The following is a 26,948-nucleotide window of genomic DNA, read 5'->3' on the forward strand; positions in this document are numbered from 1 at the left end:
AACTTTATTAAAAACATCTTATAATCCAACGAAATACAGTTGTTTGTCATGTCGACGGAGCGAAGCATGAGTGACGAGACATCTCATCATGATGAGATTCCTCCTCGTTCCTCGTCGGAATGACATGATTTCTTCTTTAAAACCTTTTAAGTGTCTAATTATCAGTTTATAACATATCGAACTAACATTAGCTAGGAAAAAAGAGGTTCTCTAAAAAATAATATACCTACAACGTTAATGCTGGTAACACCTACCATTAGCACTTTTCGTTTTGCGCTTACAGCGTGATCCAGATTTTGTTTTTCCAGTGCATTGGGTTGCCGTGGTTTTTTTTCTTGATGCACTACCTTTATTATCGCTTGTTAAAGAAGTTGAAGTTGTTGTCTCCTTTTTTGAATTATTTGCAGTTGGTTTACAAACCAGACATTTAGTATAGCCTCGTGATTTTGCTTTTTCTAAAGTCATTTCTTTTTTGGAATACTTTAAATATCTACAATTTCCTTTATGATATTTAGCTCCTGTTTTTGTAACATAAACTGCTTGAGACGAAACATTTATGCTAAATGTCAGCGTAAGCACAAACAATACTATTTTTAAAGCTCTCATTGTTTTACAGCCTTCTTCTTATTACCTCTCCAGACCCAAGGTGCTATAGCATTTTCATCCACCCATAAACCAACCCGATTTAATTTAGCGTTATCCTCAAGACTTTGTAAAATAGTATCCTTAGAGTATTTTTTATAGTGCCATGCCAATCCCTGTTTTACTAGTTCATAACTTAAGTTTAAGGAATCACCATAAATCACATTGGCAATGTAGCGTTGATATCTATCTCTTTTTAAAACATGAACTGTAACTGTTTTGTTGAATATGGTATTCGACACAAACTGTTTTGCTTTTTTAGAAAAGGGTTGCTTTTTCTCAGGGCAATCTATATTGGCTAGACGGACTTTTATAAGTGTGGAATCTTTTTTTAGAAATTTAAAAGTGTCTCCGTCGGTAATTGCTACGACCTTTCCGATGAAAGTTTCTTTTTTTAGAGTATGTTTTTTGCCAATGAACGACAATAAAACTAAAAATGAAATGATTAATACTAAAGAATAAAAAAACTTATTAAGTATTATTTGCATTTGATAAATTGTACCTATTAGTATGAACTAATATAATGATTTTACTCCTTTAGGATAAAGTCTTTTATAATTTTATCCATATTTGAAGGTAAACTCGCTGTTTTTATCTCATAATAGCCTACATTCATTTTATCAAACCAATCACTCCAATATTTAATGATCACGTCTTCTTCATATGGGTTTTTTATATCTGGATTAATCCCAAGAACTAAAACTTCTAAATCTTGTAAACTGTCAGTTGCAGGGATAAAACCAAAACCATGTTCCATTATCTTATTCTCCCACTTAGCTGTATTCAATTTAAAATTACGAATGTCTTGTGGTCTTATATAAGTAGTTAAATTTCCTTCTTTAATTATATTGTTTTTATGATATATATAACCATCTGTTAAAATCACTAAAATATTTCTATGGTTTTTCTCGATACAATAATCTTTAGCTTTAGTTTTTACAAATCGCCATGTATCTGATCCCACGTATGCAGCATCATTAATAGCAGATTCATAGATTGATTTAGAAATACTATCGTAACTTTTTGATATTTTTAAAATCATTGCCTTTGTTGCATTATCTCTGGTAAAAGACATTTTGAGATGATTGATTTTATTATTTAAGTTTTTATCTGCAGGTTCTGGGTCTAAAAACAATTGAATATTATCATGAATCTTAATACTTTTTTTATTTCTCAAATGAAGCTCGAAACTCTCAGCTATAGATTTTATATAACCAATATCTCTTAAATAAAAATCCATTGCTGGGTTAGGGTATTTTTCAGGGTTTATTCTATCGGACAAATCCAATAAAATACTGATATTAAGATTTGGTCTATTTGATGACAACTTCACTGATGTGTAATCTGCAGAAACCTCATGAATAATGGTTTCTTCTTTCTCTTTTTTGCAAGAGTATATTAATAAGCATAAAATAACAAAAACATAATTATTCATAAGATTAGTTTATTAGTTTGTATAATCTGCCCTCATAACTTTCATCGTCAATGTTATGCTTATCTAAATGTATTTTCTCTTCTTCTTTACATTTTGATAATAATTCATCCCTTCTTTTTAATGAATCGAAATTATCAGCAATAGCTAAAAACCATCCCTTAACATACTCTGTGTGATATGTTAGGTAATGTTTATTAGAAAATATAAAACCGTCAATGGTTCTTTGTAAATCTTCTATTTTCCCCTCAATTCCTGATATTTCTTCTTTTATTGGATTTAACTTAGTAATAAGTTTAGAAATACTTTGTTCTGAATTTTTAATCTCTTCTCTTTTTGATCTAATAAAAGACTTTATTTTATCAAAATTATCATACTCTTTCATTATAAAATCAAATACTAACCCCCAAATAATATACACTACAAATCCAGCAAAAATAATTCCCCAAAATTCTGCTTTAGAAAAAGCTATTCCTATATCGAACATGGGGGAATCTGGTGTTCGCTCAATATCATAAATCTTTTTCTCTATTTGGTATGCAAGTATTGCGTCAAAAATAAAAGTTACAATAAATAGTGTCGCTATCTTTACATAAGACAACCAATTCTTATGTTTTTGAAACATGTGAACTAAATAACCTAGTCCCATAAAAGCAAATGGGATTGTAATTATAAAAACACCTTCTAGCCATCCTCCATCTATTGCTTTTGATAATGCTTTACCATCAAATATCGCTGCCGTAAGTTCTTCAGTCTCAAAATTCTTGAAGAATGCAGAAAAAGATGCAGACATGTAAAAGACCAACAAGTAAAATGTTATCGGAATTAACACAATAAGTCCAAGATAAAATTGTGCTTTTGGTTTCTTATCTACATCTTCTACGTATTTTTCTGGATTGTGTTTTACTTCAGCAATATCAGATGTATATTCTTTTATCTTTTTTTCTATTTTTATAATTGATTCTTCAATCAACCCTTTTGCTGTCTTTCTTTTTTTCAACTCCGTTTCATGTTTACCTTTTTCTTGAACATAAGGTGCCTTTAGATCGTTTTGCAATTTATCATCTTCTCTGCATTTCCCCTTATAATCCATATAAACGTCTTCCAAACAAGCCCTAAAGATCATATGATTTCCTTCAGATTGTTTTGAAGACCCATAGCCACTTTCAAAAAAAGTGAGTTTAACTTTTTTTATATCTTCTTCTGGAAGTTTTTCAGCCCCTTTTGGTTCATTATTTTTTAATGTGAACATTTTTTTTAAAGCACTCATATCAACTTTGCATTTTATTTATTAATTCATGCTTCGAAACATTCTCTTTTGCATTCTCTAATAAAAATTGGGTTAACTCATCTATGTTTTCTTCTAAAAAACCAAATTTTAAACAATACTTTTCTAGGGTAGTCTTTTCATCATCTGTAACAATATTATCTGCCCAGATCATAATAGCCAAATCGTAGAGGTACTCTATTTTCTTTTCTAATGTTTCTGGAGTGAATGTGTCATGAGAAGGAGACAGTAACACAGTATCCAACTGTTCTTTTGTCACTCCTCTATCTTCTGCAAACTTATAAAGCATTTGCATTTCTATGACATTAAAATTATCATCTGAAAATGCCATTTGATACAGCCTTAAGAAATGACTTTTTAATTCGGTTGATATCATAATTGATTAATTAAATACACTGTAAAACTTAGGCTGAGCATTAATAAAAATATTCCTGCACATCCTTTTCTATTTTTATTCGAATAGGCCTTCCGTCTAGGTTTAGTATAATGACCTTGTACATAAGTGCCGTCTTTTTTATAATATCCTCTTCTATACCCCATATCTTAGATACTTTATAATTGTGAATCCTAACATTAAAAAGACCATTAATACAACCAAGCAGCCTCCCCTTGAAGATTTACTAAATATTTTCCTGTATGTTAAACCTGGTATTCCTGTTTTAATAGAATACCCCTTAGAACTTATTGAACCTTTTTTAGTTCTATAACTTGGTGTTATACTAGACTTACTAATATTAACACCTAAATTCTTCCCTAGCTTTATTCTTTTTTGAAACCTAAACCCCATAGCTATTGATTAGCAATTACATTCTGATCTATCAACATAAGTCTTATTCCCATTACTATTGTAGTAATAACACCCTCCTTTTGGACCAGTCCAAAGAGTTTTTCCATTATGAGTCCCACATTCCCACTCAGATAAAATGCTATCGTCATACTCAAAGTCTTCAGCATTAGTTTCGCTAGTTGAACAAGCTATAAACAACGCAGATAGGATTACAATTAATTTTTTCATATTTAATTTTATTTAGCAGGTGTTCTTCGATGTGGTTTAACAGGAACTGTTTTTGGTCCTGGTTTTGGCTTGCTAGGATTTGGTTTTGGAGTAGGTGAAGGTTTTGATCTTCTATGAGGTTTTACTGGTACTGTTTTATTTGCCATAATACTTTTTGTTAGTTAATTTTTACAACCATTTTTATCACAACTAATTTTCTCACTAGTGTTTACCCAATGGTCAGAATGTTCTTTTGTGTCAAAACCACAACCTGTAGTTCCTCCTTTTTGCCCTTTATGAACTTCTCCTGTAGGTTTATGCTTTACTGCCATAATATTTATTTTAAAATTTAATTCCTCAAACTTAAACCCATTAAAAAACAAAACCTTACGGAATTCCGTAAGGCTCAACTCACATCATATCCATGTATTATTTAGGACATGTCCAATAAAGCTTATCCGCTTTATCTGCATTATTTTCCCAATGCAAAGGCTGTAAATTATCAATATGGTCACTTCCACCATTTGACACAGGGTCAATATGGTCAATTTCCCATCCATATGAGGAATTTCTATCACCATGATCATCCCACTTCATTTTTTTTCTACAATCATCATTTCTCCAGGTATCCGAATCTAAACCAGGTATTATTTTTCCTTTTTTCCATACTGCTAATTTTTGAGATCCACTCCAATTACCTCCATTTCTGTTTGTGTTTACTTTTCTTGCCATTACTTTAAAGTTTTAAATTAATAATACCCAAACCTAAAACACTTTAAAAATCAATCCTTACGGTAAACCAGAAACACTATAAAAACAAAAAGCACGCTTTTAAAACGTGCCATTTGCCCCTCTTGGTTGGTAATTATTAATAGCATTACAAAACTACCATCTTTAGATAATAGTTTTATACGGAAAACCGCAATTACTTAAAAAACGTAGACGGAATTTAGATTAAGCCTCGATCTATAGCAATAGCTACAAGCTGCTCAGAGGTATTAGCATCAAAAAGAACTTTGAGTTTATTGATACGCTTCTCGATACTACTTAAACTACGAGCTGGAAAGTCTTTCTCTTCAAAATATAGAGCGATTTGATCTCTTTTTAACCCTTTTGCTAATAATTGTAAAAGCAACTCATCGTACTTATCTGTTTGAGAAATGTCATCTGCACTACGAAGTAACTGTGCTAGATTATGCGAATAATAAATTCCATCTTCTAATATAGCATGGATTGCTTTTACTATTTCTTTAGATTCTTCTCTACCTTTCTCAACATAAGCATTTATTTTAGAAACCTCTATCAAGCTTTTTATTTTTCCAATACGATGTTCTACAGAGAATACCACAACCTTTAATTTTGGCTGTATATCCTTAACCGCTTTTATTAATGTTTCTCCCGATGTTAACGTTCTATCACGATAATCCTCCTTAAAAGACAAATCTGTTATTAGAAGGTCAAACGGACTTTCCGCTTTTAAAGATGCTTTAATTTTCAAAAGGGCATCGTCACAATATTGTACCGTGACTATTTCTTTAATATTTAACTCTTTAAGTGTGTTTTCTAGACCTTTATGAATTGAATTCTGATCTTCTGCAATTAAAACCTTTTGAAACATATTGGCATATTAACTATTAAACTTTAATATGGCCTTAAAGCCATTTCCTTTTGAAGTTGTAAAATTAAAGCTTCCTCCAATGCTTTTAATACGGGATTCCACATTTAGCAATCCATTAAGTTTAACATCCTTAACTGAAACACCAATACCATCATCTGAATAAACAATCTCTTTTTTACGATGATGTTCCTTAAACACGATACTCACGACTTTGGCCTGACTATGTTTTTTCATATTCACCAATAACTCCTGAATACTTCTAAAAACAGCCATTTTTTTATGACCTGAAACTTTGGACCAATTAATAGCATCAATATTATTTGTAATGATTTTTGTTTCCTTTCGTTTATGCTGAATTAGTAAATGTTTAAGACTTTCTGAAAAATTGATTAAATCTATACTTGCCGTTTGAGTTGATATGTCACGCGTACGTATATAAAGATCTTCTAAGTTATTTAACAATACAGTTTTCTTATCTGTAGGTGCTTCCAAACTGTTTTCTATAAAACTTATAACATCAGACATATCATTTGCCAGCTCATCATGTACTTTTTTAGACATGCGTGTTTCGGCAAAATAAACCTTTTTAATATTGTCTTTTTTGTGCTTAGATTTTAAAATAATGATCAAAAATATGGATGACAACAAAATAAGACCAGCTATAGATCGATAGAGAATTTTTAAGCTTTTCTCTTTTTCTTTTGCAAGCTCATTTTCTTTGGCAATTTTTTCCTTTTCAGTGTAATCATACTTCATTTTAGCATATTTATTCTCTTGCCTCTGCTTTGCTAATGACATGCTATCAACAATCTTAACATATTCAACGATATTACTATCTTGATTTAAATCAATAAGACGAGACAAAGCATCTTTAATAAACGATGGACTATTAATGTTTTTTGCCATTTCATAACCTTTATGAGCATAGTTCGTTGCCTTTTTTAAATCTTTTCTATCCTTATAAACCTCAACCAAGTGTTTATAGCTTGCATAAATTCCAGGACTATCATTTATAGCCTTTCTCTGTTCCAGTGCCATCATTAATTTCTCCAATCCTTCTGATTTATTTAGTTTTGATTGAACAAACCCTAAATTATCTAAAGCCCTCGAAAGTTGCTTTTTATCATCTTGTAAAAGACTATTTTCATAAACTTTTAAAAATTCATTTTCTGCTAATTCATATTTATGCAACTGAATATATACCAGCGCTTTATTATTTTGAATAATATTAATATCTTTTTCAAGCTTAGCTATTTTTAGTCCTTTATCATAATACTTTATAGCCTCGTCATAATCCAACAACGCCATATAAATTCTCCCTAATTGATTATATAGACCAACTTTATGATTTACAACATCTTCAGACTCTTTTACAGATTCTAACAATTTTAATGCCTCCACAACAGATACCTCGCCCCCAAAATAATCCCCCAACTCGTTCTGTATAATAGCAATTTGCCTTAAATGATAAATTGCCGACATAATATTATTTGACGCAATGCTTTTCTTCTTTTCTTGTTCGAAATAAATATATGCTTTAGTAAGGCATGAATCTGTTTTAGGGCTATTAGCCATATGAAAAAAATAGTTCAAACTATCTATTTGTTGACTATTAATTATGGTATTACTGAATCCGCTTACACCAAGACAAAAAAAGAGGAATGAAAATGTAATATATTTCATTCCTCTAATGTAGTAACTAATTTTTATTTAGCAATTTAGTTACCATTTGGCGGCGGCGGTGGAGGTGGTATATTCCCTCCATCACCACAACATTCTGGAGGATCTGTTTGATGTACATCTGTCTCTGTCATACCTTGAGGGGTACATGATGTAAAATTCGCTCCAATAAAAAGAAATACTAATACATATAAAATAGTTTTCATGATTTAAAATTTTGTAAAGGGGTTCCTGTCCGAGTTTTTACTCAGATAATTTTGTTTACAGCAACCCCTTCGGGTTATTAAAGTTTCTTATTTTGGGAAGTGGAAAGTATATTGTGATAACTTATGATTACTTCCCAAGGCAATCATTAGAACACCACTTTACGGTTTTCCGCACGAATCCGTTTTGTACATTTGTTATGTTAGCAAAGCATAACTTGAACTGATTCTGAAGCGAATTACGTGAGGTTTTGAAAAAAAACTATTGACATACTAATGTCAAGTTTTTGTCATTTTTTTGACACGCAGACCAAAGCCCCTCAAAGGATTAACCTACAACACATTAAACCCTTTAAAACTGTACGATTGTGGAAATAGGAAAAGAAGAATTAATTCAAGAATTATTAGAATTAGTATTTACAAAAGCTATAAAAGCATCTAAAAAAACAAAGATCCATGGCATTTCAAAGTACCTACAAGAAGCACTAGATGAAAAGATTGACAAAAGAACGCTTACTAGATATTATGATGGGTATATTTTAAATAAGGCAAGCGAACGAAAGACTATTACTGAATATTATCTAGACATTTTGAGCGAATATCTGGGATATGAGAATTATAAAAAATTCGAATTAAACAGAGAAGCCGAAATTGAAAAGAAGGTATTAAGACACGAAATTATTAATATCAATAATAAACTAAATAAAATAAAAAGAATAGGGCTATGCTCTAGCTTAGCTTTACTTGTAATATCACTATTATTTATTTCAAAATATTATAAAAAGAATTGCATGATATGGGTCAACGACCATTATGAAAAAATAAGGTGTTCTGGTTTAGATAATGAAAAGAGATTAAATAAAGTAGTCTTAAAAGATTTTAAAAAAATCTATGTCTGTAAAGATTCTACTTTCTTTAAAGAAGGGAAACCAATAGTACACTATACAAGGCATAATAATGATACTGAATTCTTTACCATGGATGGTGAGCATCCAATATACGAAGGCGTATATACAGATCCTATAACCAGAACTATAATCGATTCACGGGTACCTCCATGTGATTCAACAAATTCATTTAACACGCTTCAATAAAATATTTGTATCTAAATAGTGTTTGTATCGTTAGAATTAACTTTTTTTGTATTTTTAAGATCGAAAAAAATTATTTTACCTCAAATGAAGAGCATATTAAACCCGCTTATTTGGATAGCACTTATTGTTTTTTGTACTGCATGTCAATCAAAAAAGAAAGCAGACACTGAACCCGTAGTTGAAAAAAATGAAAATAAACTACCTAATATCGTGATTATATATCTGGACGATTTAGGTTATGGAGACCTAAGTGCTTATGGAGCTACCGAATTAATCACACCAAACATTGATGCTTTAGCAAGTGGCGGGGTACGTTTTACAGATGCCTATGCGTCTTCGGCAACCTGCACACCTAGTAGATATGCTCTATTAACGGGTATGTACCCATGGCGTAACAAAAACGCAAAGATTTTACCAGGAACAGCGCCTTTATTAATTAGTACAGAACAGCAAACACTACCTAAATTACTTAATAAAAAAGGATACCAAACCGCCATTGTTGGTAAATGGCACCTTGGCTTAGGTACTGGTGTTGTAGACTGGAATCAAAGAGTTTCTCCAGGACCAAATGAAGTAGGTTTTGAAGAATCCTATATTCTTGCAGCTACACAAGATAGAGTTCCAACCGTTTATATTAATAATGGAAATGTAGTTGGTTTAAATCCAGACGACCCTATTGAAATAGACTACAAAAACAACTTTGAAGGCGAACCAACTGCCATAAGTAATCCTGAAATGGTTACTATGAAATGGCATCATGGTCATAATAACAGTATTGTAAATGGCATTCCTCGGATTGGTTATATGAAAGGTGGTGATGCTGCCAAGTGGAGTGATATTGATATGGCAGATCATTTTTTAGAAAAAGCCCAGACTTATGTAAAGGAACATAAAGACAAGCCATTCTTTTTATATTATGCTATGCAACAGCCTCATGTACCACGAACACCACATCCTCGATTTGTTGGAAAATCAGGTTTAGGGCCAAGAGGAGATGTTATTTTAGAAGCTGATTGGTGTATCGGTGAGTTTATAAAAACATTAGAAACAGAAGGCATATTGGAAAATACATTGATTGTATTTTCTAGTGATAATGGTCCTGTTTTAAATGATGGTTATTATGACGATGCTGTTGAAAAAATTGGTAATCACTCGCCTTCAGGAAAGTTAAGAGGTGGAAAATATAGTCTGTTCGAAGCAGGAACTCGAATGCCTTTTATAACCTATTGGAAAGGAGCCATTAAACCCGGAGTTTCTAATGCCTTGGTATGCCAAATGGATTTATTGGCTTCTATAGCAAAATTAGTAGGAACGGAAGAAAACACAACGGATAGTAAAGAATTACTAGATGTATTTCTAGGAAAAAGCCAAGATGGTAGAGATGACTTAATTTTAGAAGCTACGAGCAGAACAGCTTTAAGAAGTGGTGATTGGTTAATGATTCCTCCTTATGAAGGAAAAGCTTTTGAAGAAAAAGTGGGCATCGAAATGGGGAACTCATTGGAATTTCAGCTATACAATCTAAAAGAAGACATTGGACAGACAACAAATCTGACAACATCCAATCCTGAAAAGCTTAAAGAAATGGTTGAAAAATTTGAAACTTTAAGAGGGAAAGATTATAATAAAATTGAACAGTTAAAACTTAGATAACAGGAAAAATTGTAAGATTACAATATTACTGATATAGCAATAATATATCTCTACAAAAATCTCATATCATAATTAAAGCAGATGTTTTAAAATGCATCAAACAATGATGTTAGTTTCAAACTATTCTTAAATGCATCAGCTGAAATACCTGTTAATTCTGAATGAAATGAAATTTTATAATTTTTAGAAGGTAAAAGATCCATAAAGTTTTGAGAAAAACGACCTTTTGCATTGCTTTTTAAAAACACATTTTTAGCTAAAATATCACTATTTATAGTGACTTCAAAAGTATTAATATCTTTTTTAGTACAATTAAAACTTATATTTGGTTTGGTTAATTTTAGGTCTTTGGGCTCTGTAAAATAAAAGACTTTATCATCAATTTCTATATTTTCCTCTCCTATTAACTCCACATGAATTAGAGATTTTGCTAAAAGTTTTTTATCGAGAATATCAAAAACATCTTTAGAAAAATATAATGCACTTGTATTTGGTTTAACTGAAATTACTTGCTCCTCTTTGAATAAAATTTCCCCATTAAAGTCTAAGACCTTGAATCTTAAAATGGCATTTTGAGTCTTTAATTCATCTGAAACGACATATACCTCTATACTATCATCTTTCTGAAATGGTATCACCGAAATGGGCTTGAAAGCTTCTTTTACGCTATACTGCAAGGCTTTCCAATTCCCGTAATAATCTATACTCGACCAGGAAGCAGCAGGCCAGCAATCATTAAATTGCCAGTATAGCGAGCCCATACAATAAGGCATATTTCGTCTATGCGCTTCAATAGCTGTTGTAATCCCTTTGGCTTGCAGTAACTGTCCAACGTATAAAAAAGACTCAAAATCTTTGGGTTTATTATAGCTTTTTAGCATATAATATTCAATATTCTCATTACCGACTGATGAACGTTGGTGTGATTTCATGACTTCGGAATAGATGTCCCAATCTTGTTTTTCGGTATATCTTTTTATACTCTCGAATTCCGGAAATGATTGAAAACCATACTCAGACATAAATCTGGGAATGACTTTATTATATTCAGAAAATGGTTCTTTATCAGACCATACTTTCCAATAATGATAATCTCCAGCTGTTAAACTATCTAAGGTTCCAAAACCAGAACTTGGCGATGATGACCAATAAAGTCTATCACGATCATATTTTTTTATGATATTTGGTAAAATACCATGAAACACATCTTCATAAGCTTTCCATACTCTGTCTTTTATAGCCTCTCCTTGACTTTCGGTTACCTGGTCTATCCAACCCCAATTATTCCAAGCTGTTAATATTTCATTATCACCACACCACAATGCAATACTTGGGTGTTGGCGTAAGCGTTTCACATTATATTCTGCTTCTTTTTTTACATTATTTAAAAACGCATCATTTCCTGGATACATGACACATGCAAACATAAAATCTTGCCAAACTAGCATCCCATATCTGTCGCATAAATCGTAAAAAGTATCCTTTTCATAGATGCCGCCACCCCAAACGCGAATCATATTAAAATTAGATTCTGCTGCTGCTTTAATAACACGCTCGTAATCTTCTTTAGAAACTCTATTTAAAAATACATCTTGAGGAATATAATTAGCACCTTTCATAAAAACAGGTACACCATTTAGCTCAAAATAAAAACTCTTCCCTACACCATCTTTTTCCTGTACAACTTTAATAGTCCGTAAGCCTATTGTTTTTGAAATAGTATCAATAATAGTATTACTCTCTTTTACGATAGTCTCTATCTTGTATAATTTTTGATTGCCCAAGCCATTTGTCCACCACAATTCCGGACTATGAATTGTTATTGGGATTTTTAAGTTATTTGTTCCTTTTTTTAATGTAATTTCTTTATTTATTTCTCTTGTTGAATCGATTGAAATTTCGATTGTGGCATCAAAATCTTTACTAGCTTTAATTTCAATTTCTGCAATTAAACTGGCTTCCGTTTCACTTAATTTCTTTTGATTGATAAAAACATCTGTAAATTTAGCCGTATCCCAGGCAACTACTTTAACTTTTTTCCAAATACCACTAGTTACTAATCTTGGTCCCCAATCCCATCCAAAATGATATCCTGGTTTTCTTGAAAATACAGCGACTTGTTTTTTACCTAATCCTCCTTTTTCAGATTGATCATTGACCGCATTAGGCAACTCATATCCTAATTTTTTTCTTTTTTTTAACCCTATTTTAATAGGTGATTCTAAAACAATTCGTAATACGTTTATACCTTCTTTTAACAAGGGTTTACATGGTACTTCCCAAGCTAAAAACATATTATCAGCTTTTAAAACAAGGGAGTCATTCAAATAAACATTTGCGTACGTATCCAATCCTTCAAAATGAAGTTGAACATATTCTTTCTTTAATATATCTTTAGGAATGGTAAACGTTTTTCTATATTCCCAATCTTTTTTATCAATCCATTGTAATGTATCCTCATTTATACGATAAAATGGATCTTCAATAATTTTATTGTTTATTAAATCTGTATGAACTGAACCTGGAACGGTTGCCGGGAGCCATCCTACGCCTTCAACATCTTTAAAAGTCCAATGTTCATCTATCACTTGTATATATTGATTTGGTTCATTTTGACAGCAAGCTGATAAGCATAAAAAAACTAAAAAATATTTAAAAAAATTGAAAAACATAACTATTAAATACTAGATTAATCTATTTAAAGTAGGAATTGGGATTAGCTAATCTTAAGTAAGCAAAAATATTAAGCACATATGGTTTTATAAAAAAACACCACTTCCTTTAACAGAAGCAGTGCTTTTAATTTGCTAATACTAATCTCTATATTAATTTTTAACAAATTTTTTAGTTGTGGTATTTCCATTTTCATCTTGAACTGATAACATATATATGCCAGAGCTTAAATCTTCTACTTCGATTTCAACAGTATTGGATTCTTTTACTAGTTGACCTGTTAAAGAGTATATCGAAATTTTTAATATTTCATTCAAGGTGTTAGCATTCGCTTGAATATTAACAACATTGGCTACAGGATTTGGGGATACACTAAAATTCACCTCATTAATATCATTTGCTGAAAGTGTTCCTGTTGTTGTTTCTGAATACGCATTAAAATTAGAATCAGGTTGCGCTTGTAATTTTACTGTATAAGTTCCTCCATCTGCAATTGTGATTTCTGCAGGCGTACCTGACCCGTAGGTTCCTGAAAAGAGATAAGATGTTCCTGTTGTATAGCCCCATTCAATCCAAATATCTGAACCATCTGCACCAACTATACCTATATTGAATCCTCCTGTTGCTAACGCATCAGCGTCCCAGGTTAAAGTAAATTGGTTTGACGTAATAGCCGTAGTAGCTAAACCTGTTGGAGCTTCAGGGTCCATCGGAGGTGTCCCATTTACCGTTACGTCAAGATCAGAATAAGCGTTAAAATCGGTATCTGGTTGTGCTTGCAATTTTACTTTATAAGTTTGTCCATCTGTTATTGTTATTTCTGCGGGTCCACCAGCCCCATAGGTTCCTGAAAACACATAAGATGTTCCTGTTGTATAGCCCCATTCAATCCAAATATCTGAACCATCTGCACCAACTATACCTATATTGAATCCCCCAGTAGCTAACGCATCAGCATCCCAAGTTAAGGTAAATTGATTTGGCGTACCACCTGTATAAGCGAGTCCTGTTGGAGCACCTGGTTCTTGTGCATTAATCATACTCGTTGACATAAAAAATACAAGTATTAAAAGACTTGAAAGAAATGAAGAAATCTTAATAGATTTTCTTTGAGTAGTTTTACAAATCATATTTTAAATTTTTAAAAGGTTAATGTTCTTTGTAAAATTAACTCTCTATATAAGGCGAAAATGACTAAATACTGTTGAAAACTTCCTCTTTTATGAATTTATTGATATAAATACATCACTACAAAACAAAATGTTATAAGTACTAGAGACCAAAATCTGAAATTTTTGTAAAACGGTACTCCTACTAATTCTTGTGTTTCTTCTTTGTAGATTTTTTTAGACCAGATATAATCCTCTATTGCCTTTTCATCATCAGGAGGTGATAATAGACTTACTGTAATTATAATAACACAACTTATAACAAAATATACTGGTACTTTAAGTAGAAAATGAATATCTCCCAATAACTCATAATTAAATGTAAATTTCAGCAATACTGTTAAAAAAGCTGCTATAGCTCCACCTATCAATCCCCAAAAGGCGCCATGCTTATTGATACGTTTCCAAAAAACACCCAGCATAAATACTGCTACTACTGGAGGCGCAATATAAGTAAGCATTTCTTGATAATATTTTAATAGAGAATCAAATTTAGACACAAAAGGAACCCATACAACTGCCAATACTAAAACAACCATAGAAACAACTTTACCTACATACACCTGTTCTTTTTGTGAGGTATCCTTTTTAAACTTGGTATAAAAATCCATGGTAAATAAGGTCGCAACAGAATTAAGTAAGGCACTTAATGTAGAGGTTAATGCTGCAATCATTGCAGCTAGCATCAAGCCCAGTAAACCTATTGGCATAAGTTCTATAACTAGTTTAGGGTATACCATATCATTTTTTGGTAAACCTGGAAATAAATGTTTCCCTATAACTGCTGGAAATATGATAATAAAAAGGATTAATACGGTTAAAAAACCGACCATTAAAATGCCTTTTCTACCATGATCAACAGATTTTGCTGTAAGTACGCGTTGCACCAACATTTGGTTATTTCCCCAAAAGTAAAAACCCAAAATTGGAATCCCAACAATCATCCCCAACCACGGCACCGAACTATCGTTTAATGGTCTTATAAGTTTCATCATGGTATCGTCTTCTAGAAGCAAACGTTTTAAATAATCTAATCCGCCATTATTCATAGCTAAAAAGGTTAGGATAAGCGTACCAAAAAGCAACAAAACACCTTGTATTAAATCTACACGGATAGCAGCAGATAGTCCCCCTGGTATCGTATAAGCGGCCACTATAATTGCAAAAATCACAGATAGTTCTACTATTGATAGTGATGGAAATACCAGTTTCATCAATAATGAAGCGGCATATAACGCCCCTGCTGCATCGAGAAATGTTGACCCTAAAAGGGTTATGAATGAAAAATAATATCTGGAACGTTTATCAAAACGCCTTTCCAAAAATTCTGGTATCGTAAAAATTCCGGATTTAATATAAAACGGCAGGAAGAACATAGCAAAAAATACCATGACCAACACCGAAATTAAATCGTAATTAAAAACAGCTATACCCGTAGAATAGGCATCACCACTTTTACCTATTAAAGTGGTACTTGAAATACTTGCAGCAAATAACGAAAACCCAATAATGGGCCAGGTCATTTTTCTTCCTGCTAAGAAATAATTATCTGTAGAATTGCTTCCTTTTTTTGAATATTTAATCCCAAACCATACTATAAAAATAAAATAAACAATGAGTACTATATTATCTACTAGTCCTAAATTATATTCCATAGTGATGATTTCGTCTGTATTAAATTATATGTTAAAATGTAGTGATTACTAATTGAGTAATATAGAACTTAAAAACACAACACTTTTTGGCTGGACAGTAATATTTACGACCTCATCTTCATTATATTCAAAAGCTTTTGAAGGCACTGGAAAACCATCAGCATTTAATGCTCTTTTACCATCTACATATTCATACATATATAGATTCTGTTTTTTTATCAATCCTTCGGTTTCAATATTAAATGTTTTGCATGCTTTTGATTGATTAACGACTGCAAGCGTCACACTTTTATTTGTAACTGAAGCGATAGCACGAATGCTATCATTTTTTATCGAAAATTCAGGCTTGTACAATTTAGTATTGGGAGGAAATAAATTACATAGTAAGGTCCATGAATAAGACCAAGGCCTTGGTGTTTTATCTATCTCAAGGTCTCCAAATTCTTCGGCTAAAATATTCCACATACCCCATTTTTTTAATTGACTTTTCTCGCCTAAATCCCCTACTGTATGCATAGCATCATCTAGATCCCATGCAACGGCCCCTCCTACTCCAGCAAGCATGCTTTGTATGGCTGCATCTGCCATATCGACCCCGTAAAAATAGTCGTAAACAAACATACTGGAATCGTCGGGACCTGCAAAAGGATCGGCTTTCCCTTTTTTAAAGTTTTCTTCCTTAAGATCACCGCTATATTTCATTCCTAACTCACCAAGAATTAATGGTTTCTTTGTCTTTTTAACTTCGGTCGTAAATGGTGTTAAGTAGGTTTGAAAATTCCCTGTTCTAATGAGCTCTTGATCTGCATAAATATGAAAATCGTATAGAGCTGTTATACTATCCAAATCATTTATTGTGGAATACACCCAATCTTCGGCTTTTTTGGGATGTGTTGGATGATTCCATTGTGTTACTGCATCTGGCCCTGCCAAGGTTACGTATTTATCTAGCCCTTTAGATTTTAAAGCGTTATTTAGCATCTGGTAACCTGCCTTCCATTGTTCCCAGTCTCCATTTGTGGATGCCCAATAGCCATTAGGTTCGTTAACTAAATTATAATACTTAATACAGGTGTATCCTTTTTCAACAATTAGATGGTCAAGGTATTTAGTAATCATTTCAACCCAACGAATATCGTCTGCTCTATTAATATTGTTTGGATTTTCATCTGTTTTCCAAAGTCCTGGAGCTCCCCATTCTCCAAAAAGAACTGTAATGTCATTTTTTTGGCAATAGTCCAAAACTTTATATAAACTTTTAACCTCTTGAGTATTGAAATCCAAAATGGGTTGATTATTTACATCTAACCCTTTGTAATAACGCCAAGTTGAAACATCCATAACACGAATTATGTGTGGATTCACAAAATCTAGTCGTTTGTATAATTCGTTCCATTTTTCATCTGTCATTAAGAAGCCCCACTCCGCTTCATATGAATCGGCATGGGGATATGCAGACCACTGCACCCCATGACCGATAAATGGCAGATCGATGATATTAGATTTCTTAAACTTAAGCGTATATCTTTTATCAATCGTACCTGCTTCCTTACAACTAAACAAAACAATTAATAATATGAAACTAAAACTAACTAAAACTTTAGGCATTTAAACTATTTTTTAATTGACCTAGCAATTCATTCACACTACATGTTGCCAGACCAACGTACTTATCTGCACCGCCATAGTATATATATAGTGTATCTTCTATAATAACATTTCCTGTTGGAAACACACAGCCATTATAATAACCGTTAATTTCATAGTCATGTTCTGGCTCCATGATCCAATCTTTAATACGGCCTATTACCTTTGTGGGGTCATTAATATCTAATAGCGCAGCACCCACTCTGTAATAACCTAGGCCTCCATTTTCCACACCATGATATATAATTAACCAACCCTCTTTCGTTCTTAAAGGGGGTGTGCTTCCTCCTATTTTTACTTCCCAAGAATCTTCCTTACCTTTAAGTAATAGCGTACTTGGCTCTTCCCACACCATTAAATCATCTGAGAAACGAATCCATATGGCAGGGTGATTTGTACCATACTTTTCTCCAATCCATTCTTTTGGTCTATGTAGCATGGCAAATTTTCCATTTATTTTTTCAGGAAACAGAATAACATCTCTATCATCTAAATTCGAAGAAGTAATCCTTCCCAACCGTTTAAAAGTCCTGAGATTTCTAGAAATCGCCAAACCTGAGTTTGCTATGTTATTTTTATACACTAAAGGGGTATATTCACCAGACTCTGGTAACATAATAACATCGTGTTCAAATTTCCAATACTGTCCTGGTGGAAACGGCCTGTAAGCATACGTTATATAAAATTCGTCTCCAAATTTTATTATTCGGGCATCTTCTACACCTCCCATATCGGGTCCATCAACGCTAGGTGAGAATACAGGATCGTTCGATACTCTTGTAAAGTTAATACCATCTACACTTTCAGCTAATCCAAATCTGATTAAATGTTCTTTATCATTTCCAGCTGCTCTGTATAGCATAGAAAATTTACCGTTTTCATACCAAACTCCGGGATTACAAACTACTAAGCTTTCCCATTCGTTTATTGGATTTGGGCTTAAAATAGGATTGTTTTCATGTTTTTTTAAACGAATGGTACTTGCTTTAGTTGTGCTATTATTGTTCATTAGTTATTCTTATTGAGAGACTTTAATACTTTAATTTAAAAATCAAAGTTTGTATATACGGTAAGCGTTTGAGATTGAATGCTAATTTCTTTTCCTTTTCCTATTGATAGGTTTTGTTCTTCTGGTAAAGGAAATCCATTAGCATCCGTTAATCTGTTATCTTCCTTATATATGAACTTTTTTAATCCCGAAAGTTCACTACCATTATCTAATGAAAAATTTAGATGGTATTCATTCTCGCTCATGTTGTTAATAGCAATCATATATTTTCCATCTTTTTCTACTGCGATGGCATCTAATCCAACTAATTCCGGAACTTCTACGTTATACACTTTAGATCCTTTTTGCATGTATCTTGATATGAGAGAAAACGAATAAAAATGAGGTCTTATGGTTTCTTTTTCAGGGTTACCTAACAGTTCTTCTCCTAAGATATTCCAATACCCCCAAATTTTTAAATCCTGACCCGAAGTTGAGCTACTATGCATCGCATCATCTAAATTCCAATTAATGGCACCTGCGAATCCAGAATTTATAATTTTCATATTCAATCCAACTAAGTCTACACCATGTATATATTGGTCTACCAAAGTGTTAGAATCGATTCCAATAAATGGATCTGTATTAATATTATTCAAATTCTCGCTGCTTAATTCTTTATCTATTATTGAAGTGCCTGTCTCATACTTAAAACCAAATTCTCCAATAACAGCTTGTTTTCCTTCTGGCATTTTAGATTTGTAAGCATCAAGTAAGGCTTCAAATTCTCCGCTAAACAAAGCACCTTTTGATGGATACGTATGAATATCGTATAAGTCTATTTTATCACCTAAATCTGTTTCTGTATTTGAAATCCAGGACACATCGTTATCATTAAAAATAGCAATATCCGGTCCTGCTAATTTCACTTTAGTATGTAATCCAGCATCAACCATTTTATCATAAAAATAGGCCGTTGCATCTTTCCAAACCTTATAATTACCGTTAGCTGCAGATCCGTTTAGATTAGGCTCATTTATTGTTGTATAATATTTAATACATGTAAAACCTTGAGTGTTTACCAAATAATCTAAGTAATTCACGGCGTTATCAATTCTACTTTCAAAAATCATATCTTGATTAGAATCGACTTGATTATATCCCCAATCTCCTAGCATAACCGTAATATCATTATCTTGGCAGTATTGTAAAATCTTACCTAATCCTTCATACATTGCTGTTGGCTCGTAATTATCTACTCCAGATATTGCATATTTATCATAAGAGCCAAATACGACACGTATAAAACTTGGTTTCATATAATCTAGACGTGTATACATCTTATTCCAGTCAGCATCTTGTATTGGTTTATTCCAATAACGGTATGCTTGTGGATATGGATCCCATTGCACACCATTACCTATATAAGACTCTATTAATACGTCTCCAGTTTTTACAACGATGTCTTTAGATTGTTCTTCAATTTTAACTTCATATTCGTCATCATCACAACCAAAAGCGGTCATTATTATTGTAAAATATGTTATAACTATAAATAGTAAACTTAGTTTATGACGCGTTTTTAAATTTCCTTTTTTCATCTCTCTTTAATTATTTATCTAATTCAAAATTGTAATAAATCGTGTAAGCACTTTGTATGTGTGATTCTGCATCCCAATGATCCCACGAAAAAGTATCTTCCCATACATTAAAATTTATGCTAATATTACCTTGCGCATCTACTGTTACGTTTCCTTTTATTCCAAGTCCATTTTTACTGCCTTTCCAAAAAGTTATTACCTTCCCAAGCTCATTAAATTCCCAAACACCGTTTCCTTCTGGCATTTTTCTGAATCTATGTGAATAATCTCTAACTTCTCCTTTATGATCTGGATCTAACACGAAAGAAGAGAAGGTATTATCTTCTCCTGCTCCAGAAGAAAAAGTTCCTTCTGCGTTACCTTTTTCGTTAATCAAAACCGTTTTTAATTCTATAGTATTGTCTTCTTCAAAAGCTGCATCGGGAAAATCCTTAGAAAGTACTTCTGGTACATAATTGGCCGGATCATAAGAGCTTGTTGCTGGATCATACGTACCAAAAACGCCCCAACCCCAATCTACATTCAAACCTATTTGCCAATCGAAAAGCAATGAGCTTACTTTCCAATTACCATCTAAAACCGGATCGTATTTCTTAATATTTACAGTCCATTCTCGTACTTTACCTGATTCTGAAACAATTTTATATGTATAAGAACCATCATTAGTATCAAAATTTATAGTCTCTCCCTTTTGCGGAGAAACAGATGCTTTTTCAGACACTTCAAATTCTGGCGTGATACTGCTTAAGTCAAAATCATCTCCAAAAACAAATAAATCTACGGTTCCGGAACTATCTTTGGTAGGTTTTATTATTGTTGGTCCTACCTGTCCTTCTACTTTAAATGATAAAAACTGCCTGTCATTACTTACAATGTCCTCTAAAGGATCGTCTTGACATGATGTAATAAAAGTTGTAACGAAAATAAAAAGTGCTAATTTTAAAATTTGATTTTTCATAATTCTCTTTTTTTTATTTGTTTAACTCGCCTTCAATTGCTGGAATTGGGAAAAAATAAGCACTATTAGTGATTGTTTTGCCATAAACTCCAGTTAGAACGGATTGTATTTTATTGGTTCTTCTTAAATCATAAAGTCTATGCCCTTCAAAAGCTAATTCGAAAGCGCGTTCTTCTATAATTTTTTCTCTAAAGTCTGCAACAGATAACCCTGAGAGCAAACCTACTAAACCGGCTCTGTCCCTAACCTGATTAACAGCGTTATAACCTTCGGGTGTTGGCCCTTGTGCTTCTGCATAAATTAAAAGAATGTCTGAATATCTCAGTAAATATGGGTGCGTACTTGTGTTATCTCCAATAAAGTTTGGATCGATGTATTTTCTTGAAAAAGGTTGAGATTCTCCTCCCGTTGGTGTCCATTGTAAATCTCCATTTTCTCTATACAACTCATCGATTACAAGCTCATTTCTTCTTCTATCATTAACATTGAACGACGATAGGAAAGAGGCTTCTGTAACGTATACTCCAAACCCTCCATGGGTAGGCGTTCCATCTGGTAAGAAAGAAGAACTTGGCGCATTGGCTGGAATAAAGAATTTTGATAATTTTGAAAACTCCCCTTCAGCTAATCCACTTCTGTCTTGAGGAATAAAAAAGATATGCTCTGGACCGTTAAATGCCTCAGATGTCGATACATCATAAATATGAATTAAATCTGGATCGAATGTATAAACCGATTGATTATTGATGACTTCTGAAGCCGTTTGAGACGCTAAATTATAATACGTATCAGCATTAGAAACCCAATCATACCCTGGACTTCCTGTACTTTTTGCTGATGCCATAGTAATGTATACTTTAGAAAGTAATCCTTGTGCTGCAACTTTATCTGCTCTGCCTCCCACTCGTTCTATTGGAAGCAAATCTATAGCTGTATTTAAGTCTGATATTATTGACATATAAATAGATTCTATAGATGCATTTTCTGCACCAAATACTTCACTCAGCTCATCTACTGCACTTATTTTTAATGGAACTTCTCCAAATAACCTTACTAACATAAAGTGATGCCAGGCTCTTAAGAATAATCCCTCTCCTCTGAATTTATTTCCTAAATCTCTATTATAACTGACTTCTTCAGTCTTTTCAATGACCGTATTTGCTCTGTTTAACCCAATGTAAGTCAGTCTAAAGAATTGTTCTAAATTCTGATTTTTATCATCGACGTTAAAGATTTCAAATTGATCGATATTTAGACCTTCTCCTTCTTTTGGGAATGTTTCTTCTGAAGCTGTTGTTGGAATATTCATATAAGGTCTTGAATAATCCAAAAACGTCATAGATTGGTAACTGTGTAATACAGCCGAATTTGCTTCTTCTGCAGTATTGTAAAAGTTGGAATCCGACAAAAAAGTTGTTGGTTCTGGCTCTAAAGAACATGAAGCCAACACAAGTCCGAGTATTAATGTATATATTTTTTTCATAATTAATTTTCTAAAATGTTACTTCTAAACCTAATGTTAATCTTCTTAACCTTGGCACGCTATTTTGATCGGTACCTTGTAAATTGACCTCGGGATCTATACCACTATAATTGGTGAAATTGTATAAATTATCTCCACTAAAATAAACCTTGGCTTTATCGATTAATTTTATGGCATTAACCTCTAAATTGTAACCAAGTCTTACATTTTGAATTCTAACAAAGCTTCCATCTTCGATCCACCAATCTGAAAAGGCTACATTTCTATTCTCTCTTAAGGAAGGGTATGACGTTGAAGGATTATCTGCAGACCATCGTTGCAAAAGATTGCTTACTTGTCCGCCACCAGCACCTGTAGCATATTTGTTAATGTTTGCAACATCACCACCAAACGACCCATTAAATAATGCGGTTAGCTCCCAATTTTTATATGTTAAATCTAAAGTAAAACTGGCGGTAAAGTCGGGGTTCGGATCTCCAATTATGGTTCTATCTGCTCCAAAAGGATCTATTTGACCGTCTCCATTTATATCTTCGTACAAGAACTCTCCTGGTTGAGCAGCTGCTCCTGTAAATCCATTAAACAATCCTTCTGCCTCACTTTGAATAATTCCTTTAACTACAGCTCCATAAAATACATTTACTGGTTGGTCTATAGCAAAAACATTAATTCTAGATCTGTATTGGTCTCTAAAATTTGTCCCAGTAAATCTAAATTGATTACCAAAATCATCACTTAAAACAGTCGTGCTTTCTGGCGGTCCTAAGCTTAATACTTTGTTGTTATTCTTATTAAATATAATCCCTGTAGAGATTTTAAAATTCGCTTTTCTTACAACATCACAATTTAAACTTAACTCAATACCTTGGTTTTCAATTTCACCTGCATTAATTCTTAAAAAGTCAAAACCTGACGTTGGTGGTAATGTACTATCTACCAGTAAATCATTTGTAACTTTATTGTAAAAATCAAAAGAAAAATCCAATCGGTGATTAAATGCTGAAAAATCAAGACCTACATTAAAAACTTTGGTTGTTTCCCACTTTAGGTCTGGATTACCTAAACCTCTGGATTCTATAAAAATACCATTGTTTGAGATGATGCCTGGTCCGATTGTGGTTACAAAACCACCATTTGTAAAATAACGTCCATTTCCTAATCTGTTTAATGTTTCAAATGGACCAATTGCCTGATTACCTACAATTCCATAACTTACTCTTGGTTTTAATTGGTTTATAAATGGCAGTCCGTCTTCAATAAAAGGCTCCTTTTGCATTTTCCAACTTATGGCTCCAGAAGGGAAGAACGCATACCTGTTATTAGCTCCAAAATTTGAAGAACCGTCTAAACGACCTGTAAAAGTAAATAATACTTTTTCTTTAAAAGCGTAGTTAAATCTTGAGATTGCTGAAGATAGTGCTGTTTCTATAAAGTTATTAGAAGTACGTTGTTCATTACCCAAGCTTAAATTTCCAGCACCTAAAGACCCATTAACAAATCCTTGAGATCTAAGTTGCGATGTTCTTACCTCAAAATATTCACTGGAATAACCCGCCAATAAAGTCAAGGCATGTTTTTCTGCAAACGTTTTATTATAAGTAAAATACGCATCTGCAACGACTCGTTGATTTTGAAAATTATCGTTAAAAGCCACGCCTTTACCTTCAAAACCTAATTGTGTGTATGTATCAGGGAAATAGCGTTCTTGAAATGAAGAACCTAAACTATAGTTAAATTGAGACTTAAACTTTAAAGACTCATTTATTTCCCATAAAAATATAGATGAAGATATGAGATCTAATGTTGTAGTCTCATTAACTCTCAACTCTGTAAGCGCTACTGGGTTGAAAAAATCATTATCATTCGCTTTAAAAAAGCTACCATCCTCATTATAAATAGGAAATAATATATTTCTATTAAAAGAAATACCTCCATTATCACTTCTCTCTCCTCTAGAGAAATTCATATTTGTAGAGAGCGTTACTTTCTCATTAAGTTTTTGATCTATTCCAAAGCTGACCGTTACTTTAGATAAATCATTATCTCTTACAATACCATCTTGTGTATTCAGGTTTAATCCAAAATTGTATTTTGTTTTTTCGGTTCCACCATAAACACTTACGTTATAGTTATGATTTAGGGGTGTTCTAAAAACATAATCAACATAATCTGTCGTAGGATACCCTTCTCTTATCTGTGAAATGGAAGGAAAAAAAGTACCGTTAACATCTTCTGCTCCTATATAAATAGGTACTAATCCAGAATTCACTCTGCCTTCATCTGTTAATACGGCAAGGTTTACTGGGTTTTTGTATATATCAAATTCTGTAGCAAAATCACTATAGGTTGAGTTTGCAGTAAAATTAACAATCATCTTACCTTCTTTGCCTCTTCTGGTTGTTACCAATATAACACCATTTGCCCCTCTGGAACCATAAATTGCTGACGCAGAGGCATCTTTTAACACCTCAACAGAAACAATATCTGCTGGGTTAATTTGTTTTAAATTACCAGCATCTCCAAGAGGAAATCCATCAACTACTATTAAAGGTGTTGTCGCTGTAAACGAACTGGCTCCACGTATTCTAACATTTAATCCAGCCCCAGGGTCATCTGAAGGATTCCCGATTACTAAACCTGAAACACGACCTATTAATAATTCTTCTACCGAGTTTGCAGGTATTTCTGATAGGTCTTCAGTGTTAATCTTACTAACAGCCCCGGTAACATCACTTTTTTTAACCGTTTGATAACCGATTATAACAACTTCATCTAATTCTGAAATGTCTTCAGATAAAACAACATTAAAAGTTGATCCACCCGCAATTGGTATTTCCACGGTTTTATAACCCATTGAAGAGATCTCCAAAATGGCATTATCACTCGATACATATAAAGTAAAAGATCCATCGAAATCTGTAGATACACCATTAGGTGTATTTTTTTCAACAACTGAAGTTCCTGGGATGGAGTAACCTAATTCGCTTACAACTTTTCCTTGCACCTTTATTGATTGGGCATAAGAAAAACTTGCATATAAACTGAGTAATAGCAATATTACAAATGACTTGTTTTTTAATTTTTTCATAGATTAGGGTATAAAATTTATCTATGACAAAATTAAATCACTTGAATAGTTGAGAGTGACACTTTTCCACCTAAAACTGTGCTTATAATGAATTTATTGGTAATAAAAAGTTAGTTGTAATCAGATTATTAAGACATTGTTTATCATTAAAATAGTATTTTACTAATTTTGTCGCAAATTAGTTAACACTTCATTAAGCCCCCTATACCATGAAGACTATTAAAGAAATAACACCATTAAAGTCGAATGCGCCATTTGTTATACTAAGACATAAGAATGCAAAATTTGACTATTCCATTCACTATCATAATGAATTTGAATTAAATTTAATAACCAATTTAAAAGGAAAAAGAATTGTAGGAGATTCTATTGAAGAATGTGACTCTGTTGATTTAACATTATTAGGTCCTGATTTAAAACATATCTGGAAATCTAATGAAGAGATTAGCAATGCTGATGTTACAACCATTCAATTTCAAGAACAATTCTTACCTCCAAAAATACTTGATTACGAAATATTTAAAGACATACGAACATTATTAGAATCGTCTAAAAGAGGCATTTCTATTCAAGATCCAACAAAAACTAAAATTGTAAAAAAAATATCAAGGCTAAAGGATGCCGATCATTTTGGTTCTTTTCTATTATTTTTAGAAATTTTGCATGATTTATCTAAATCTGACGATAAAAAGATATTAAGTAGCGCAGCTGGCAATAACTACAGTCAACATAGTGAAAGTAGACGCATTACGATAGTTATCAATTATATTGAAAACAACTACAATAAGCAAATTAAGTTAGCAACATTAGCAGAAATGATTAATATGTCCGAATCGGCTTTTAGTCACTATTTTAAAAAGCGGACAGGTCAGAGTTTTATAAAATATTTGCTTGATCATAGATTATCTATTGTTACCAAATTACTATCTGAAACCAACATCCCTATTAATGAGATTTCATACATGACTGGTTTTATCACTTTATCAAACTTCAACAGATCTTTTAAAAAAAAGCACGGGGTTTCTCCTAAACAATACAGGATTAATTATATTAACCATGTAGAAGAGTAACAGTGATTTTTA

At 32.5% G+C, this 26,948-nt stretch carries 25 protein-coding genes; 3 read left to right on the top strand and 22 right to left on the bottom strand.

The genetic code is table 11. From position 1 onward, the window contains the following. Positions 1-234 precede the first annotated feature (234 nt). From Q4Q34_RS04495 to Q4Q34_RS04550, 13 genes are all read right to left on the bottom strand, one after another. On the bottom strand, positions 235-606 hold the full coding sequence (locus Q4Q34_RS04495; RefSeq protein ID WP_303318572.1) for a hypothetical protein: 372 nt from the start codon (positions 604-606) through the stop codon (positions 235-237). Next, positions 603-1,130, bottom strand: coding sequence for a thermonuclease family protein (locus Q4Q34_RS04500; RefSeq protein WP_303318573.1), 528 nt, complete (start codon positions 1,128-1,130; stop codon positions 603-605). Before Q4Q34_RS04500 ends, Q4Q34_RS04495 begins: the two co-directional genes overlap by 4 nt. A 41-nt stretch (positions 1,131-1,171) precedes the next feature. Then, a complete protein-coding gene (locus Q4Q34_RS04505) occupies positions 1,172-2,077 on the bottom strand; it encodes a hypothetical protein (protein ID WP_303318574.1) in 906 nt (301 codons plus the stop codon). 4 nt (positions 2,078-2,081) lie between these two features. Further along, positions 2,082-3,326, bottom strand: a complete 1,245-nt coding sequence (locus Q4Q34_RS04510) for an acyltransferase family protein (RefSeq protein WP_303318575.1) — start codon at positions 3,324-3,326, stop codon at positions 2,082-2,084. A gap of 19 nt (positions 3,327-3,345) precedes the next feature. Continuing rightward, the gene (locus Q4Q34_RS04515; protein ID WP_303318576.1) at positions 3,346-3,738 is read right to left on the bottom strand and encodes a hypothetical protein; all 393 of its coding nucleotides are present in this window, start codon (positions 3,736-3,738) and stop codon (positions 3,346-3,348) included. Positions 3,739-3,891: 153 nt separating this feature from the next. Beyond that, positions 3,892-4,149 carry a DUF4236 domain-containing protein gene (locus Q4Q34_RS19620; RefSeq protein WP_408611518.1) on the bottom strand — a complete coding sequence of 86 codons (258 nt, stop codon included), beginning with the start codon at positions 4,147-4,149 and terminating at the stop codon, positions 3,892-3,894. 9 nt (positions 4,150-4,158) lie between these two features. After that, positions 4,159-4,377, bottom strand: coding sequence for a hypothetical protein (locus tag Q4Q34_RS04520; protein WP_303318577.1), 219 nt, complete (start codon positions 4,375-4,377; stop codon positions 4,159-4,161). An 8-nt stretch (positions 4,378-4,385) separates the two neighbouring features. Continuing rightward, positions 4,386-4,523 carry a hypothetical protein gene (locus Q4Q34_RS04525; RefSeq protein WP_303318578.1) on the bottom strand — a complete coding sequence of 46 codons (138 nt, stop codon included), beginning with the start codon at positions 4,521-4,523 and terminating at the stop codon, positions 4,386-4,388. 15 nt (positions 4,524-4,538) lie between these two features. Beyond that, positions 4,539-4,688 (bottom strand): hypothetical protein, encoded by a 150-nt coding sequence (locus Q4Q34_RS04530; protein ID WP_303318579.1) that lies wholly within the window; start codon positions 4,686-4,688, stop codon positions 4,539-4,541. A gap of 97 nt (positions 4,689-4,785) precedes the next feature. Continuing rightward, positions 4,786-5,088 carry an HNH endonuclease signature motif containing protein gene (locus tag Q4Q34_RS04535; RefSeq protein WP_303318580.1) on the bottom strand — a complete coding sequence of 101 codons (303 nt, stop codon included), beginning with the start codon at positions 5,086-5,088 and terminating at the stop codon, positions 4,786-4,788. 217 nt (positions 5,089-5,305) lie between these two features. Next, a complete protein-coding gene (locus Q4Q34_RS04540; protein ID WP_303318581.1) occupies positions 5,306-5,974 on the bottom strand; it encodes a DNA-binding transcriptional response regulator in 669 nt (222 codons plus the stop codon). A 9-nt stretch (positions 5,975-5,983) separates the two neighbouring features. After that, a complete protein-coding gene (locus Q4Q34_RS04545) occupies positions 5,984-7,657 on the bottom strand; it encodes a tetratricopeptide repeat protein (RefSeq protein ID WP_303318582.1) in 1,674 nt (557 codons plus the stop codon). Positions 7,658-7,692: 35 nt separating this feature from the next. Next, a complete protein-coding gene (locus Q4Q34_RS04550; protein ID WP_303318583.1) occupies positions 7,693-7,860 on the bottom strand; it encodes a hypothetical protein in 168 nt (55 codons plus the stop codon). Between the two features lie 365 nt (positions 7,861-8,225). On the opposite strand from Q4Q34_RS04550, the gene Q4Q34_RS04555 reads away from it, so the two are divergent. Together Q4Q34_RS04555 and Q4Q34_RS04560 are read left to right on the top strand one after the other, a co-directional pair. Next, positions 8,226-8,951, top strand: a complete 726-nt coding sequence (locus Q4Q34_RS04555; RefSeq protein WP_303318584.1) for a hypothetical protein — start codon at positions 8,226-8,228, stop codon at positions 8,949-8,951. A gap of 84 nt (positions 8,952-9,035) precedes the next feature. Further along, on the top strand, positions 9,036-10,604 hold the full coding sequence (locus Q4Q34_RS04560; RefSeq protein ID WP_303318585.1) for a sulfatase family protein: 1,569 nt from the start codon (positions 9,036-9,038) through the stop codon (positions 10,602-10,604). A gap of 86 nt (positions 10,605-10,690) precedes the next feature. Here Q4Q34_RS04560 and Q4Q34_RS04565 read toward each other — a convergent pair whose 3' ends face one another. The 9 genes from Q4Q34_RS04565 to Q4Q34_RS04605 form a co-directional block, all read right to left on the bottom strand. Then, positions 10,691-13,192, bottom strand: coding sequence for a beta-mannosidase (locus tag Q4Q34_RS04565; RefSeq protein ID WP_303318586.1), 2,502 nt, complete (start codon positions 13,190-13,192; stop codon positions 10,691-10,693). 237 nt (positions 13,193-13,429) lie between these two features. Then, positions 13,430-14,407 carry a T9SS type A sorting domain-containing protein gene (locus tag Q4Q34_RS04570; RefSeq protein WP_303318587.1) on the bottom strand — a complete coding sequence of 326 codons (978 nt, stop codon included), beginning with the start codon at positions 14,405-14,407 and terminating at the stop codon, positions 13,430-13,432. Positions 14,408-14,505: 98 nt separating this feature from the next. Beyond that, on the bottom strand, positions 14,506-16,101 hold the full coding sequence (locus Q4Q34_RS04575; protein WP_303318588.1) for a sodium:solute symporter: 1,596 nt from the start codon (positions 16,099-16,101) through the stop codon (positions 14,506-14,508). Positions 16,102-16,149: 48 nt separating this feature from the next. Next, entirely contained in the window at positions 16,150-17,709 is a 1,560-nt protein-coding gene (locus tag Q4Q34_RS04580; RefSeq protein ID WP_303318589.1) for a cellulase family glycosylhydrolase, read from the bottom strand. Then, positions 17,702-18,757 (bottom strand): glycoside hydrolase family 130 protein, encoded by a 1,056-nt coding sequence (locus tag Q4Q34_RS04585; RefSeq protein ID WP_303318590.1) that lies wholly within the window; start codon positions 18,755-18,757, stop codon positions 17,702-17,704. The genes Q4Q34_RS04580 and Q4Q34_RS04585 overlap by 8 nt, the downstream gene beginning before the upstream one ends. 35 nt (positions 18,758-18,792) lie before the next feature. Continuing rightward, positions 18,793-20,337 carry a cellulase family glycosylhydrolase gene (locus tag Q4Q34_RS04590; RefSeq protein ID WP_303318591.1) on the bottom strand — a complete coding sequence of 515 codons (1,545 nt, stop codon included), beginning with the start codon at positions 20,335-20,337 and terminating at the stop codon, positions 18,793-18,795. Between the two features lie 10 nt (positions 20,338-20,347). Beyond that, positions 20,348-21,295 carry an aryl-sulfate sulfotransferase gene (locus Q4Q34_RS04595; RefSeq protein WP_303318592.1) on the bottom strand — a complete coding sequence of 316 codons (948 nt, stop codon included), beginning with the start codon at positions 21,293-21,295 and terminating at the stop codon, positions 20,348-20,350. Between the two features lie 13 nt (positions 21,296-21,308). Then, on the bottom strand, positions 21,309-22,778 hold the full coding sequence (locus tag Q4Q34_RS04600) for a RagB/SusD family nutrient uptake outer membrane protein (RefSeq protein WP_303318593.1): 1,470 nt from the start codon (positions 22,776-22,778) through the stop codon (positions 21,309-21,311). A 10-nt stretch (positions 22,779-22,788) separates the two neighbouring features. After that, on the bottom strand, positions 22,789-25,866 hold the full coding sequence (locus Q4Q34_RS04605) for a SusC/RagA family TonB-linked outer membrane protein (RefSeq protein ID WP_303318594.1): 3,078 nt from the start codon (positions 25,864-25,866) through the stop codon (positions 22,789-22,791). Between the two features lie 209 nt (positions 25,867-26,075). On the opposite strand from Q4Q34_RS04605, the gene Q4Q34_RS04610 reads away from it, so the two are divergent. Beyond that, complete coding sequence (locus tag Q4Q34_RS04610; protein WP_303318595.1) at positions 26,076-26,936, top strand: AraC family transcriptional regulator; 861 nt, start codon at positions 26,076-26,078, stop codon at positions 26,934-26,936. Positions 26,937-26,948: the final 12 nt, after the last annotated feature.

Origin of the sequence: Flavivirga abyssicola (assembly GCF_030540775.2) — a bacterium.
In the GTDB taxonomy this organism is placed as follows: domain Bacteria; phylum Bacteroidota; class Bacteroidia; order Flavobacteriales; family Flavobacteriaceae; genus Flavivirga; species Flavivirga abyssicola.

Coding starts and splice junctions, on each gene's coding strand:
- Q4Q34_RS04590 (WP_303318591.1), bottom strand. CDS start 20,337: ATGAAAAAAGGAAATTTAAAAACGCGTCATAAACTAAGTTTACTATTT.
- Q4Q34_RS04545 (WP_303318582.1), bottom strand. CDS start 7,657: ATGAAATATATTACATTTTCATTCCTCTTTTTTTGTCTTGGTGTAAGC.
- Q4Q34_RS04500 (WP_303318573.1), bottom strand. CDS start 1,130: ATGCAAATAATACTTAATAAGTTTTTTTATTCTTTAGTATTAATCATT.
- Q4Q34_RS04535 (WP_303318580.1), bottom strand. CDS start 5,088: ATGGCAAGAAAAGTAAACACAAACAGAAATGGAGGTAATTGGAGTGGA.
- Q4Q34_RS04525 (WP_303318578.1), bottom strand. CDS start 4,523: ATGGCAAATAAAACAGTACCAGTAAAACCTCATAGAAGATCAAAACCT.
- Q4Q34_RS04515 (WP_303318576.1), bottom strand. CDS start 3,738: ATGATATCAACCGAATTAAAAAGTCATTTCTTAAGGCTGTATCAAATG.
- Q4Q34_RS04600 (WP_303318593.1), bottom strand. CDS start 22,778: ATGAAAAAAATATATACATTAATACTCGGACTTGTGTTGGCTTCATGT.
- Q4Q34_RS04505 (WP_303318574.1), bottom strand. CDS start 2,077: ATGAATAATTATGTTTTTGTTATTTTATGCTTATTAATATACTCTTGC.
- Q4Q34_RS04495 (WP_303318572.1), bottom strand. CDS start 606: ATGAGAGCTTTAAAAATAGTATTGTTTGTGCTTACGCTGACATTTAGC.
- Q4Q34_RS04610 (WP_303318595.1), top strand. CDS start 26,076: ATGAAGACTATTAAAGAAATAACACCATTAAAGTCGAATGCGCCATTT.
- Q4Q34_RS04510 (WP_303318575.1), bottom strand. CDS start 3,326: ATGTTCACATTAAAAAATAATGAACCAAAAGGGGCTGAAAAACTTCCA.
- Q4Q34_RS04570 (WP_303318587.1), bottom strand. CDS start 14,407: ATGATTTGTAAAACTACTCAAAGAAAATCTATTAAGATTTCTTCATTT.
- Q4Q34_RS19620 (WP_408611518.1), bottom strand. CDS start 4,149: ATGGGGTTTAGGTTTCAAAAAAGAATAAAGCTAGGGAAGAATTTAGGT.
- Q4Q34_RS04595 (WP_303318592.1), bottom strand. CDS start 21,295: ATGAAAAATCAAATTTTAAAATTAGCACTTTTTATTTTCGTTACAACT.
- Q4Q34_RS04540 (WP_303318581.1), bottom strand. CDS start 5,974: ATGTTTCAAAAGGTTTTAATTGCAGAAGATCAGAATTCAATTCATAAA.
- Q4Q34_RS04585 (WP_303318590.1), bottom strand. CDS start 18,757: ATGAACAATAATAGCACAACTAAAGCAAGTACCATTCGTTTAAAAAAA.
- Q4Q34_RS04550 (WP_303318583.1), bottom strand. CDS start 7,860: ATGAAAACTATTTTATATGTATTAGTATTTCTTTTTATTGGAGCGAAT.
- Q4Q34_RS04605 (WP_303318594.1), bottom strand. CDS start 25,866: ATGAAAAAATTAAAAAACAAGTCATTTGTAATATTGCTATTACTCAGT.
- Q4Q34_RS04560 (WP_303318585.1), top strand. CDS start 9,036: ATGAAGAGCATATTAAACCCGCTTATTTGGATAGCACTTATTGTTTTT.
- Q4Q34_RS04530 (WP_303318579.1), bottom strand. CDS start 4,688: ATGGCAGTAAAGCATAAACCTACAGGAGAAGTTCATAAAGGGCAAAAA.
- Q4Q34_RS04520 (WP_303318577.1), bottom strand. CDS start 4,377: ATGAAAAAATTAATTGTAATCCTATCTGCGTTGTTTATAGCTTGTTCA.
- Q4Q34_RS04575 (WP_303318588.1), bottom strand. CDS start 16,101: ATGGAATATAATTTAGGACTAGTAGATAATATAGTACTCATTGTTTAT.
- Q4Q34_RS04580 (WP_303318589.1), bottom strand. CDS start 17,709: ATGCCTAAAGTTTTAGTTAGTTTTAGTTTCATATTATTAATTGTTTTG.